The organism is Mesorhizobium sp. WSM3879 (assembly GCF_002294915.1).
Classification (GTDB): domain Bacteria; phylum Pseudomonadota; class Alphaproteobacteria; order Rhizobiales; family Rhizobiaceae; genus Mesorhizobium.
Genome location: NZ_NSFZ01000009.1, coordinates 30,009 through 41,813 on the forward strand (window position 1 = coordinate 30,009; position 11,805 = coordinate 41,813).

13 protein-coding genes are annotated in these 11,805 nt (G+C 65.2%); 5 read left to right on the forward strand and 8 right to left on the reverse strand.

All coding sequences use genetic code 11. From position 1 onward, the window contains the following. Nucleotides 1–105 precede the first annotated feature (105 nt). Entirely contained in the window at nt 106–1,323 is a 1,218-nt protein-coding gene (locus tag CK218_RS20290) for a TadE/TadG family type IV pilus assembly protein (RefSeq protein ID WP_095778879.1), read from the forward strand. Nucleotides 1,324–1,347: 24 nt separating this feature from the next. On the opposite strand, the gene CK218_RS20295 is transcribed toward CK218_RS20290, so the two are convergent. After that, nucleotides 1,348–1,584 carry a hypothetical protein gene (locus tag CK218_RS20295; RefSeq protein WP_067001071.1) on the reverse strand — a complete coding sequence of 79 codons (237 nt, stop codon included), beginning with the start codon at nt 1,582–1,584 and terminating at the stop codon, nt 1,348–1,350. Between the two features lie 42 nt (nt 1,585–1,626). Between CK218_RS20295 and CK218_RS30260 the strand changes: the two genes are divergently transcribed. The 4 genes from CK218_RS30260 to dinB all read left to right on the forward strand — a co-directional run bounded on the left by CK218_RS30260 (nt 1,627) and on the right by dinB (nt 5,116). Next, nucleotides 1,627–1,908 (forward strand): hypothetical protein, encoded by a 282-nt coding sequence (locus CK218_RS30260; RefSeq protein ID WP_143749662.1) that lies wholly within the window; start codon nt 1,627–1,629, stop codon nt 1,906–1,908. A 160-nt stretch (nt 1,909–2,068) separates the two neighbouring features. Continuing rightward, nucleotides 2,069–2,353, forward strand: a complete 285-nt coding sequence (locus CK218_RS30960) for a hypothetical protein (protein WP_067001023.1) — start codon at nt 2,069–2,071, stop codon at nt 2,351–2,353. A gap of 757 nt (nt 2,354–3,110) precedes the next feature. After that, on the forward strand, nt 3,111–3,491 hold the full coding sequence (locus CK218_RS20305) for a cupin domain-containing protein (protein WP_095801448.1): 381 nt from the start codon (nt 3,111–3,113) through the stop codon (nt 3,489–3,491). A 362-nt stretch (nt 3,492–3,853) separates the two neighbouring features. Continuing rightward, complete coding sequence (gene dinB, locus CK218_RS20310; RefSeq protein WP_095828798.1) at nt 3,854–5,116, forward strand: DNA polymerase IV; 1,263 nt, start codon at nt 3,854–3,856, stop codon at nt 5,114–5,116. Nucleotides 5,117–5,351: 235 nt separating this feature from the next. Here dinB and CK218_RS20315 read toward each other — a convergent pair whose 3' ends face one another. From CK218_RS20315 to CK218_RS20345, 7 genes are all read right to left on the reverse strand, one after another. Further along, nucleotides 5,352–6,236, reverse strand: coding sequence for an aldose 1-epimerase (locus CK218_RS20315; protein ID WP_245299559.1), 885 nt, complete (start codon nt 6,234–6,236; stop codon nt 5,352–5,354). After that, complete coding sequence (locus CK218_RS20320; protein ID WP_095828679.1) at nt 6,223–6,978, reverse strand: SDR family oxidoreductase; 756 nt, start codon at nt 6,976–6,978, stop codon at nt 6,223–6,225. Before CK218_RS20320 ends, CK218_RS20315 begins: the two co-directional genes overlap by 14 nt. A gap of 10 nt (nt 6,979–6,988) precedes the next feature. Continuing rightward, entirely contained in the window at nt 6,989–7,720 is a 732-nt protein-coding gene (locus CK218_RS20325; protein ID WP_066993169.1) for an ATP-binding cassette domain-containing protein, read from the reverse strand. Nucleotides 7,721–7,723: 3 nt separating this feature from the next. After that, on the reverse strand, nt 7,724–8,701 hold the full coding sequence (locus CK218_RS20330; RefSeq protein WP_066993166.1) for an ABC transporter permease: 978 nt from the start codon (nt 8,699–8,701) through the stop codon (nt 7,724–7,726). 158 nt (nt 8,702–8,859) lie between these two features. Next, on the reverse strand, nt 8,860–9,837 hold the full coding sequence (locus CK218_RS20335) for a sugar ABC transporter substrate-binding protein (protein ID WP_095828680.1): 978 nt from the start codon (nt 9,835–9,837) through the stop codon (nt 8,860–8,862). 39 nt (nt 9,838–9,876) lie between these two features. After that, nucleotides 9,877–11,079, reverse strand: coding sequence for a mandelate racemase/muconate lactonizing enzyme family protein (locus tag CK218_RS20340; protein WP_095828681.1), 1,203 nt, complete (start codon nt 11,077–11,079; stop codon nt 9,877–9,879). Further along, nucleotides 11,079–11,798 (reverse strand): FadR/GntR family transcriptional regulator, encoded by a 720-nt coding sequence (locus tag CK218_RS20345; protein ID WP_066993159.1) that lies wholly within the window; start codon nt 11,796–11,798, stop codon nt 11,079–11,081. The genes CK218_RS20340 and CK218_RS20345 overlap by 1 nt, the downstream gene beginning before the upstream one ends. Nucleotides 11,799–11,805 lie beyond the last annotated feature (7 nt).

Genomic DNA, 11,805 nt, shown 5'->3' on the forward strand with positions numbered 1-11,805 from the left:
GATAAATCAGCGATTTTAGCTTTTGCTGCATTTTATCTTTTTCGGAAATCCGTCGTAGAGACGGCTGGAGTAGTTTCTCTGCCGTTTCCGGCGAGGGGTGCTGCCATGATCAGACGGTTCTGGGCTTCGACGCGCGGCAATTTCGCGCTGGCGACCGCAATCGCCATGGTGCCGCTGATGCTTGTCGTGGCCGGCGCCGTCGATGTGGCCGGCACGAGCGACGACGCGGCGCAACTGCAGAACTCGCTGGACGCAGCCGGACTGGCGGTGGGCACGAAATACCAACCGACCATGTCGGCCGGCGATGTGCGCCAGCTCGGCCTGACCTTCTTCTCAGCAAATCTGAGCGTCGCCGACGCCGGCGAATATTCGGGCAGCGTCGGGGCGTTCCAGGCAGCGGCCAGCGGCGATCCGAGCGGCTACACCATCTCGCTGTCGTCGAGCATCAGCCGAGCGGCTTTCATCAGCGGCGCGCCGGCCTGGCAGGCGACCCGCTCCGCCTCCGTCGAGGTCAAACCGGGGGCGCAAGCGTGCGTTCTGGCGCTCGATCCGCATGTCGGCTCCGCCGTTAACCTGCAGGGCTCGACCAATGTGGCGATGAACGGCTGCGTGATCGCCGCAAACTCGGACGCGGCCGACGCCATCGACCGCGGCGGCTCGGCCCTGCTTAGCGCCGCATGCGTCTCGACGGTCGGCTCGACCTCGGGGATAATGCCGCCCAACGCAACACTCTCGTGTGACGCACCGCTCGAAAACCAGTACGCATCGTTCGACCCGTTGGCCAATGTCACCCCGCCCGCTTACGGCATGTGCCAATCGATGCCGAACGGCAAGACGGTCACGCTTTCGCCCGGCACCTATTGCGACAAGACCTGGTCAGGAAAGATCACGCTTAATCCGGGCGTCTACATCCTGCGCAATGTCACCATAAAGCCCGGCGGCAACGGCAGCCTCACCGGCCAGGGCGTGACGATCTTCCTGATGGAAGGCTCGCAGCTCTACATCAATGCCAATGAGCAGGTGAACCTCTCGCCGCCGACCAGCGGCCCCTATGCAGGCATCACAATCTTCCAGGCCAAGGGCAACACCGCGGCGCTGACGATCAACGGCGGATCCGGCTCGGTGGTCAGCGGTTTCATCTATGCCCCCGACGCGGCGATCTCCTATGCCGGGAATTCGGACATGAACGCGCAGGGCAATTGCCTGCGGCTGGTCGGCAATACCGTAGGCATGACCGGAAACTCGGCGGTGAAATCGGACTGCGCGGCCGAGCTCGGCAATCGCGAGATGTATGCCGGCAGGATGATCACCCTGGCGAAATAGCGCCGCTCTTCCGTCGAGGGGAAATCAGTACTCGCCGACGATATCGGCGCCGGGCTGTTCGTCGAACAACACCGCGCAGCCGCGCTGCAGCGCCACCTGGCTCAACGCGTTCGCCGCCGCTTCATCCGATGAGACGAAGTCCCCGGTCAAGACGCGAAGTTCCTCGACGGCTCTCGACATCGAAACAAGGCGCCCAGCCGCGCCATCGCTGGCGCAGGCGTCGACGACGCAGAGAAGGTCGATAAGTTCGAAGCTGTCCATGGCGGCCTCCGCCCACAGGATCCCTTCGCGGAAGACAACGGCGTGACGGGCGACCGGGTTCCGCTTGGAGTGGTGCATCATGATTGGGCGACAGCCTGGGCGGCCCGCGCTGAGATCGAGGCGAAGCGGCAGGCAGGGCATAAAAGTACGTCGCGCACGCCTGTGGTCGTTTGGATCGACCGGCAAAAGCGCGGCGAACAGGTTCGCGAATCTCGGCAGACTGCGGGATTGTGGGAGTTGCCCGCCACATCGCAGGAAATGGCGGGCAACTCCACTTTCAAACCGCCGATGAAGGGACGTTACTCGACGGTTGTGCCACAATGAGTTGTGGGCCTACTTGTTTCCAGAAATCGCCCATTCGGACCTCTGCGCTCAAAGGTGCGGCCTCAGGTCCCGCCTGACAAGGGACCGTGGCCCGAAAGCAGGAACATTCCAGCTTTGGCGCCGTTGCCACGACATCCCAATCGGCAGAGGAGAGGAAACCATGGCCGACAGACCTACAGTTGTAAACACCAGTGGCGGGGGCGGCGCCGGCACAGCAGTGGCGATCGTTCTTGCCATCATCGCGATCGTGGCCCTGCTGTTCTTTACCGGCATTATCAATGTCGGTGGCCGCACCGGCGGTGGCGGATCGACGGATGTCAATGTGAAGCTCGATGCGCCGAAGGTCGAGGCGCCCAAGGTGGAGACGCCTGCGGCTCCGTCGACGACGCCGGCACCCGCGCCTGCCGCTCCGGCTCCGGCCCCGGCTCCGGCCAACGGCGGTTGATCCGCCTGGCGCAACCGGTAGGCCGGTTGCGCGTTTATCGAATGGCTACTCCAGCTTCGGCCCGCGCATTCCTCTGGAAGGCGCGGGCCCTTTTTTTCTCGGGCCCTTTTTTCTCGGGCCCTTTTTGTCTCCGGCAGGTCCGCTCAGTCATCCAATTCCATCGGCCGATGGCCCGGCCTTTGATGCCAGACGACCTGGCGGAAGTCCGTCAGTTCGACGACTTGGTCGCAGGTCGGACAGATATAGTTGTCGCAGCACTGGCGAAGCGCCGGCGGAGTGCGGCGCACTGCCCCCACCGGCGGACGGGTTTCCGTTTTTCCTACCTGATGAAGCATCGATTCCTCCCAGTTTTTCTGATTTTTCGAGTATCGCCTTCCACCCGGCTTGGCCTCGCCTATGGCGGTTTCGCTGGGCGCGGTGAGCGCGCGCCCGCGAGCGGAAATGAAAATGGACTATCGCGGACGGGGCCTGGCTTTGCCGCGGCACTATTGGCGAAATTCACTTGCCGAGGGTTCACAGGATTCTCCCCAAGGGCGAGAAACGGGGTGGCCCCTCAACCACCGTCGTGCCAGGCGCAAGGAACAGCAAAACACCGGCAGAGCGTGCTTGCAATAGGGCCTGCGCGGCAAAATCGATTTCGCGCCGCGCCCGGCAATTACATTAGCAATCATTCATTGAAAGGCGTATCAATCCAGCGGCGGTCGCCGACGATCGTGTGTCAGGTCCCGCTTGCAATCCTTGGAAATGGGAGGATGCCATGGCCGAAGCTGCAATGAAGGTCACCAAGCTCGAATCCAAGTCGCACAACAATCCCGACGAGGTTCGCTCGCCCGCCAAGACCCGCGTCGAAGTGGTGCGGCTGCCGGGCTACACGCTCGGGCGGCTCAACATGGAGCCGGGCTGGAGATGGTCCGAATGCGTGAAGCCGGTGGTCAAGACCGACAGCTGCCAGGTGTCGCATGTCGGCTATGTCGTGTCCGGGACGATCACCATACGCATGGACGACGGGACGCAGAAGACCTTCGAGGCCGGCACGTCCTATACCATCCCGCCCGGGCATGACGCATGGGTGGAAGGCAATGAGCCGTTCCAATGCATCGAGGTGCTGAGCGCCGAGCAATACGCCAAACCGGCCTAACGGCGGCTGTCGGCGAAGGGACGGCCAGAAGATCGGAGGGGCGGTGCTCCGGCTCGGCCGCACTTCCTCATCCTGGTCTTCGCGCGTCGCTCGGCTCCTGACTTCGTCCTAGCATGACGCAGTTTTGGGCCGCGATCCTTCGCGCCCCTCCCTGGTCTCGCGGTCAAGCCGTCAAAGGGGAGCACACCGGCGCAACCGGTCAAAGCCCTTGGTTGTGACGGGTTGCAGATGTTCTCATCCCCAGCTGGCCGGCTTGACAGGAAACTCCTTTTGTTCTCTTTATGTTCACACGCATTACCGCTTACAACAGTTGCTGCTAATGCTGCGATGCCGCAAAGCGGATGGATGGAGCCGAGAGCGCGATGGCCGCCACGAACGCCGCTTCGGCCGCTACCATCCTGCATGCCGATCTCGACGCCTTCTACGCCTCGGTCGAGCAACTGCTCGACCCGTCGCTGCGCGGCAAGCCGATCGCGGTCGGCGGCGGCGTGGTGCTTGCCGCCTCCTATGAGGCGAAGATTTTTGGCGTTCGCGGCGGCATGCCCGGCCGCAAGGCGCGCGAGCTCTGTCCGCAGCTCATCTTCGTCGGCGGCCGCTTCGGCGAATACCAGCGTCTCGGCGACGCCGCGATCAAGGTGCTCGACGATTTCACGCCGCTGGTCGAGCGCATCTCGATCGACGAGGCTTTCGCCGATGTCGCCGGCTGCACGCATCTGTTCGGGTCGCCGGACGAAATTGCGCGAACCATCCGCCGCCGCGTGAAGAGCGAGCTCGGCCTGCCGATCTCGATCGGGGTGGCACGGACGAAGCATCTCGCCAAGATCGCCTCGCAGGCGGCCAAGCCCGACGGCCTCGTGGTGGTCGAGCCCGGCACCGAGCTTTCCTTCCTGCACGATTTGCCGGTGTCGCTGATGTGGGGCGTCGGTCCGGCAACCAAAGCCAGGCTCGCCGAGATCGGCGTCGAGACCATCGGGCAATTGGCGCGCACGCATAGCGGCGCGCTGGAGCGGCTGATCGGCCATGCCGCCGGCCAGAAGCTCGCGGCCCTTGCCTGGAACCGCGACCCGCGCCGGCTGGAGACGCATCGCCGCGCCCATTCCGCCGGCGCGCAGTCGGCGCTGGGCCGCAAACCGGCGCTGCCGCGCGTCTTCGTGCCGACGCTCCTGCATCTCGCCGATCGCGTCGCCAGCCGCCTGCGCGCCAAGGACCGGCCTGGCCGCACGGTGACGGTGCGCGTGCGCTTTGCCGACATGCGCGCGGTCACCAGCTCGGTGACGCTGGAGCAACCGATCCAGGCGACGACCATGCTCGCTGACGTCGCGGAAGAGCTGGTCAGAGGCGTGCTCGCCGCTCACCCTGGCGAACGGGAAATCTCGCTGCTGGCGATCTCGGTCTCGCATCTGGAAGAGCATGCCGAGCTGCAGCTCGAACTGCCGCTCGGCCTGGCGGACGAGAAGCTGAAGCCCGGCAGCCGCAAAGGCCTCGCCCGCTTCGGCGCCGACCGCGCCATAGACAAGATCCGCCAGCGCTTCGGCAAGCAGGCCGTCGGCTACGGCACCGTCGCGCTTGAAGCGGCGCGCTCGGTGCCGGATGAATTCAGGGAGCTGGCGGAGAAGGAGCTGTGAGGGAGGTGCTTCGGCATCTGCTCTGCGGCGCTGGAGATTGGCGAAAGCCGACGCGCCGTCCGATCTCCCCCTTGTGGGGAGATGTCGCCGAAGGCGACAGAGGGCGTCGCCGCGCGTGAAGCGCCGGCGTCTTCGGCGACGAAGACAATGCTGGCGATCTATGTGAGACGCCCCTCTCTGGCCTGCCGGCCATCTCCCCCTCAAGGGGGGAGATCACGCGCTCTGGCGGCTGCCCTCAACCCGCCACAGCCCAGTCCAGCCGCATCGCCGCGCTCATCGTTTGCCCATCTTCAAGCACCGTCAGCCCTTCGCCGTGATGCGCATCGACCGGGTGCGAGACCGGCTCGAAGCAGAAGAAGCCGGCGTCGGATGACGGCGAATAGAGGATATAGACGCCAAGCTCCGGCGAGGCAGTGAGCGTGATCCTGATCCCCTCCTCGAGCTGCGTGATCGAGGCGCGACGATTCCAGCCGTCGAAGGCGTTGTTGACCCAGTCCCACGGCAGCGGGATGGAGCGCGAGAAATCCCAGGCCGGGCGCTCGCTCAGCGGCACGACGCCGACCGGCAAATGGCGCTCGTCCTCCAGCCAGACGCGCCTCGCCTTGGCCCCGAGCAGCGTTGTGTCGCCGCGCGGGAACCAGGGATGGAAACCGAGCCCGTAAGGCAGGCGCATGCCGGCGCGGTTCTCCACCGTCAGCTGCGCCTCCAACGCGCCGTCCTGCAGCGCATAGGTCACGGTAGCCGCATAGCGGTAAGGACCGATCGCGCCCTCGTCGAGCACCAGCTCCGCCTCGGTGACGGTGCGGCGGGCGAGCCGCCACGGTCTTTGGAAACCGTCGCCATGGATCGGAAAGGCTTCGCCCGGAATGTTCGGCGCGACGGCGTGGAAGCGGCCGTCGAAAGTGAAGCCGCCGCCGGAGATGCGGTTCGACCACGGCACCAGGAGTTGGCAGCCGGACGTGCCGGTGCCATCGCCCGGCTTCAGCAGCGGAACCGGCGCGCTGCCGATCACCAGCGCGTCATAGCGCGCGATCGCCGCGCCCTTCTCCGGCGCCAGCACCAGCCTCGCCTGCCCGTCGTTCAGCTTGACCGCGCCGGCCATATCCTCACCAGCCGCCATCGATGGCGATGTTCTGGCCGCTGATCATGTCGGAGGCGGGTGAGACGAGGAACAGCACGAGCTCGGCGACATTGTCAGGCTCGATGCGCGTCTTGAGGCTTTGGTTCTCGAGGATCCAGTCATTGTACTGCTTCAACCGGTCGCCGAAGACGCGCGCCTCCGCCTCCGAGACCACCGCGCCCGGCGACACGGCGTTGACGCGGATGCCATGCGGCCCGAGCTCGCGCGCCAGCGACTTCGTGAGCCCGAGCATGGCGCCCTTCGAGGCGACATAGGGTACGTAGCCGTCCCAGCGGCCGTTGAGCGTGATCGAGCAGAAGTTGACGATCTTGCCGTAGCCCTGCGCCTTCATGCCCGGCGCGCAGGCCCGCGCCAGCGCAAAGGCGGCCGAGGAATTGACGCGGATCTGATCCTCATAGTCGGCCAGCGAGAACTGCTCGAACGGCCGGTTGATGATCAGCGCCGCGTTGTTGATCAGGATATCGATCCCACCTTCCTTCGCCGCCAGCGCGGCAACAGCCGCTTCCGCCTCGGCCAGCCGGTTGAGATCGCAGCCGACGAAGGCAATATCGCCCCTGGCCTGTCCGGCAAGTCTCGCCACCGTCTGCTCGCCATCGCCGATGTCGGGGCGGTCGAGCACCAGCACGCGCGCGCCGACCCGCGCCAGCGCTACCGCCTGGGACCGACCAAGCGAGCCGAGGCCGCCCGTCAGCAACACTTTACGACCAGCGAGCGCCTTCATTGCCTAACCCTCACAGGACAGAATGGACTTCGTCGATCGAGGTGTCGCCGATGCGCTTGTCCAGCACGATCTCGCCGCGCGCCATCGCGACGATACGGTCGCAGCACTCGAAGACGTGGTGCATGTTGTGGCTGATGAAGACGCCCGTCACTCCCTGTTCCTTCAGGCCGCGCACGAAGCCGATCACCTTGTTGGTCTCCTTGACCGAGAGGTGATTGGTCGGCTCGTCGAGGATCATCACCTTCGACTTGAAGTGCATGGCGCGCGCGATCGCGACGCCCTGGCGCTGGCCTCCGGAAAGCTCGCCGACGAGCGCATCGGGGGAGCGCAGATGCAGGTCGACATTGGCGATGGCGCGCACGCTTTCCTCGGCCATCTTCTTCTGGTCGAGGATGCCGACGCCGAGGATCGAGAACCGGGTCGGCTCACGGCCGATGAACAGGTTGCGGGCGATCGACATGGTGGGGACCATGGAATTGTACTGGTAGATGGTCTCAATGCCGAGATCCATCGCGTCGCGCGGCGTCGCGATGCTGACCTCCCTGCCCTCGACCTTGATCTCGCCCTGGTCGGCGCGGTGGACGCCGGACAGGATGTTGATCAAGGTCGACTTGCCGGCGCCGTTGTCGCCGACCAGTCCGAGCGCCTCGCCGCGCTTGAAGTCGAGCGTGACGCCTTTGAGGGCATGCACGCCGGAATACCATTTGTGCAGATCGCGCACCGAGATGATGGCATCGCTCACGGCTCAGCCCTCCATCTTGATGGCCTTGGCGCGCTTGCGCATCCAGGCATTGGCGACGACGGCAAAGATGGTCAGGAAGCCGATGGCGAATTTGAACCAGTTGGCGTCGACATGGCTGAGCACAAGGCCGTTGTCGATGACCCGGATGAGCGTCGTGCCGATGATGCCGCCCATGACGGTGCCGATGCCGCCGGCGAGCGAGGCGCCGCCGATGACGGCGGATGCCACTGCCTGCAGCTCCATGCCCTCGCCGATCGAAGGCAGCGGAGACCCCAACCGCAGCACCTGCAGCATGCCGGCGAAGCCCGAGAGCACCGAGCACAGCATGAAGCAGACGATCTTGACCCTGGCCGTCGGGATGCCCATCGCCGCGGCGGCCGGCAGGAAGCCGCCGGTAGCCTTGATCCAGTTGCCGAAATTGGTGCGCGACAGCATCAGCGAGGTCAGCACCGCGACCGCGACGAACCACAGAAACGACATGCGGAACATGTTGCCCGGCCCGACGAAGGAAGTGAACAGCCAAGTCGGCAGGTCGGCGGGCAGCAGCGGCGGGAAGCCGCCGGACACGACGACGGTGAGCGAGCGCGCCATGAACAGCATGCCGAGCGTGGTGATGAAGCTCGGGATGGCGAAGCGGATGGTGACGTAACCGTTGATGAAGCCGATGGCCGCCGAGACGAGCAGCCCGGCGAGCAGCGCCAGCGGGAACGGCCAGCCCTGCACCATCAGCACCGCCATCGTCATCGGCATCAGCGCGAAGACCGAACCGACCGACAGGTCGAACTCGCCGCTGATCATCAGGATGGTAACGCCGATGGCGACGAGGCCGGCCTCCGGCAGGATGCCGAGGATACCGCGCAGATTGTCCTGGTTCAGGAACACGCCGTGGGAGCGGACCTGGAACAGGACAATGAGCAGCACCAGGAGGATCAGCCCGGCCAGTTCCGGCTTCTCGAGATAGGTCTTGAACAGGCGCTTCAATGAAAGGCTCCGGTGCGGTGATTGTGAAAGGTACTGTGGCGCCGCGTTCCTTCACACCCCCCTCTGTCCTGCCGGACGGTCCGGCAGGACAGAGGGGGGTGATGTCCCGCCAGCATTTCGGTGACGGGCGTCTCGGCCAATCTCAAAGACATGCGACCTCAGCGCATGCCCTGCGCGGACAGCGCCATGATCGCATCGGCGTCCTTCTGGCGCACGATGCCCTGCCCCGTGTCGATGTCGGAAGGCGCAAGACCGAGCTTCTTGTTGAGATAGACCTCCATCACCGGCATGAAGCCCTGCATGTAGGGCTGCTGGTCGACCAGCGCCTGGACATAGCCCTTCTGCATCTGCTGCAGCACTTCCGGCACGAGATCGAAGCCGCCGAGCAGGACCTTGCCGGGCGCGACCCCGCGATCGGCCAGCACGCGCGCCACGCCGGCGCACCAGAAGCCGGTGTCGAAATAGGCGGTGGTGTCGGGATGCGCGTTGAGATAGGCGCCGACGCGGTCGGAAGTGATGGCGAGGTCGGTGCCGCTGTCGATGCGCTCCCACGAAACGTCGCGGTCCTTATGAGCGGCCTTGTATTCCTCGAGGAACTGCATGACGCCGGCGCCGCGGGTTTCCGACCAGTTCTGGCCCGGCGCCGAGATGCCGACCAGCACCTTGATCGGACCATCCTTCGGGAAGCTCTCGGAAATCGCCTTGGCGAGCGAGTAGCCGGCTGGCTTGAAGCCCTGGCCGATGAAGGCCTGGCGCGCATTGCCCTTGGCGCCTTCGGTGTCGTCGACATTGACGGCGATCACCACCACGCCGGCGTCGCGCGCCTCCTTGATGACATCGTCGAAGGCATGGTCGTCGACGATGGAGGTGAGCAGCGCGTCGGGCTTGGCGGCAAGGGCCGCGCGCATGTTGGCGACCTGCTGCTCGATCGATCCCTCGGTCTGGGTGAAGACCATGTTGCAGTTGGCCTCGACCTTGGCGCAGCCATCGTCGAAGCCTTTCTTCACCGCCTGCCAGAATGTGTTCGAGGCCGACGAATGATGGGTGAAGACGATGTTGAGCCCGTCGGCTTTGGCGGCCGATTGCCCGCCGATAAGGGCGGCGCCGAGCAGAAGCATTGCTGTCAGTTTTCTCATGTTTGTTCCTCCCTATGGATCTTAGATGTGCGCCTTGGGCTAAATGTCCGTCTGGTTGCTGACCCGGCGGTGGACGGTGTAGGCCTTGCCAAGATCGGGACTGAGCGCCAGCCCAAGCCCAGGCCCCGGCGGCACGGTGATCATGCCGTCTTTCACCTCGGGCAGCGCCGTCACCAAGTCGCGGTACCAGGTGCGGTAGAAGGCGCGCACGCTTTCCTGGACGAGCGCGTTGGGCGCGTTGAGCGACAAATGGGTGGACGCTGCGAGCACGACCGGACCGGTGCAGTCGTGCGGCGCCACCGGCAGCCGCCAAGCCTCGGCCATCGAAGCGATCTTGCGGGCCTCCGACAGGCCGCCGCACCAGGAGATGTCGAGCATGACGATCCCGGCCGCTCCGGTCTCCAGAAGGTCGCGGAAAGCCCAGCGGCTGCCCAGCGTCTCCGAGGCCGAGATCGGCGCCGGACTGGCGGCGGCGTAGCGCTTCAGGTCCCCGAGACTGTCCATGCGGATCGGGTCCTCGTGCCAATAGGTGGCGTGGGGCCTGAGCGCCTCGGCGATCCTCATCGCCGGCAGGAGCTGCCACATCGAATGGAACTCGACCATGATGTCGATCTTGTCGCCGACGGCTTTGCGAATCTTTTCAAAAGGCTCGAGCGCCGCCTTCAAGTCGGCCGCCGAGATGTCGTTGCCGCGCGTCTTCTCCGCCGCGTGGTCGAACGGCCAGATCTTCATTGCGGTGATGCCGTCGGCGAGCAATTCCTCGGCCAGCTCGCCGGCGCGGGTGAGGAAGGCGTTGAGATCGTCGTAATCGCGCCCGGCGCCGATGCCGTAATTGGCCGTCGTCTGGCCCTTGGCGTCCTTGATGTACTCGGTGCCGGCGCAGGTGTTGTAAGTGCGGATCGAGCGACGGCTGAAACCGCCGAGCAGCTGCGCGACCGGCTGGCCGGTAGCCTTGCCGAAAATGTCCCACAGCGCGATGTCGAAGGCGGAGTTGCCGCGCACCTCGGCGCCGCTGGAGCGGAAGCCGAGATAGCCGACGAGATCGGCGGCCAGGAGATCGATCTCCAGCGGATCGCGGCCGATCACCCTGGGCGCCACATATTCGTGCAGATATTCCTCGACGGTGCGCGATAGATAGAACGTCTCGCCGAGTCCGGTGATGCCCTCGTCGGTATGAACCTCGACCCAGAGCAGGTTGGGCCGTTCCTCGATGCGCACGGTCTCGATGGCGCGGATCTTCATCAGGCTATCCCCGCGTCGATCAGCGCCTTGACGCTCTTGTCGAAATGCTCGGCCATATGCTCGGCCGCAAGCCGCGGATCGCCCTTGAGGATGGCGTCGGCGATGTCCTCATGGCCCTTGATCATCTTGAGCTGGTCCTCGTCGGAGGAACGGGTTCGCCAGCCGATGACCCAGGTGCGCCGCGTCACGCCGCTGAAGGCGGTGACGATCAGCGAAAAGACCGGATTGTGCGAGGCCGCCGCGATCGCTTCGTGGAAGGCGATGTCATGCTCCATGACGGTCTCGGGGTTCTTGCAACTCTCGCGCATCAGCCGGGCCGACTGGGCGATCGCCGCGGCTTCCGCGTTGGTGCGGCGCAGCGCGGCCAGCGCCACCGTGCGCATCTCGATGGTGCGCCTGACGTCATAGACCTGCTGCACGCTGATCTGCTGGGTGGTGATGCCATGCTCGATCACCATCGACATGGCGCCGGTGTCGAGCTTGGCGACGGTGGCGCGGCGCCCGGCGCTCATGTCGATCAGCCGCATCGCCGACAGCGAGCGGAAGGCCTCGCGCACGACCGTTCGGGAAACGTTGAGCTGGCGCGTCATGGCGGCCTCGCTGGGCAGCGGATCGCCGGGTGCCAGGCCTTCCGAGCGGATGTGCTGGGTTATCGCCTGAATCGCCGTGCTGACCAGGCCAGGACTCGGTTCATCCGGTGGGTCCGTCTGCTCTTGCATGCGTTTC

What these genes read in the sequence shown, in the direction of transcription:
- dinB (WP_095828798.1), top strand. Translation starts at nt 3,854, where the DNA reads ATGGCCGCCACGAACGCCGCTTCGGCCGCTACCATCCTGCATGCCGAT.
- CK218_RS20305 (WP_095801448.1), top strand. Translation starts at nt 3,111, where the DNA reads ATGGCCGAAGCTGCAATGAAGGTCACCAAGCTCGAATCCAAGTCGCAC.
- CK218_RS20290 (WP_095778879.1), top strand. Translation starts at nt 106, where the DNA reads ATGATCAGACGGTTCTGGGCTTCGACGCGCGGCAATTTCGCGCTGGCG.
- CK218_RS20340 (WP_095828681.1), bottom strand. Translation starts at nt 11,079, where the DNA reads ATGAAGATCCGCGCCATCGAGACCGTGCGCATCGAGGAACGGCCCAAC.
- CK218_RS20295 (WP_067001071.1), bottom strand. Translation starts at nt 1,584, where the DNA reads ATGGACAGCTTCGAACTTATCGACCTTCTCTGCGTCGTCGACGCCTGC.
- CK218_RS30960 (WP_067001023.1), top strand. Translation starts at nt 2,069, where the DNA reads ATGGCCGACAGACCTACAGTTGTAAACACCAGTGGCGGGGGCGGCGCC.
- CK218_RS20345 (WP_066993159.1), bottom strand. Translation starts at nt 11,798, where the DNA reads ATGCAAGAGCAGACGGACCCACCGGATGAACCGAGTCCTGGCCTGGTC.
- CK218_RS20335 (WP_095828680.1), bottom strand. Translation starts at nt 9,837, where the DNA reads ATGAGAAAACTGACAGCAATGCTTCTGCTCGGCGCCGCCCTTATCGGC.
- CK218_RS20315 (WP_245299559.1), bottom strand. Translation starts at nt 6,236, where the DNA reads ATGGCGGCTGGTGAGGATATGGCCGGCGCGGTCAAGCTGAACGACGGG.
- CK218_RS20320 (WP_095828679.1), bottom strand. Translation starts at nt 6,978, where the DNA reads ATGAAGGCGCTCGCTGGTCGTAAAGTGTTGCTGACGGGCGGCCTCGGC.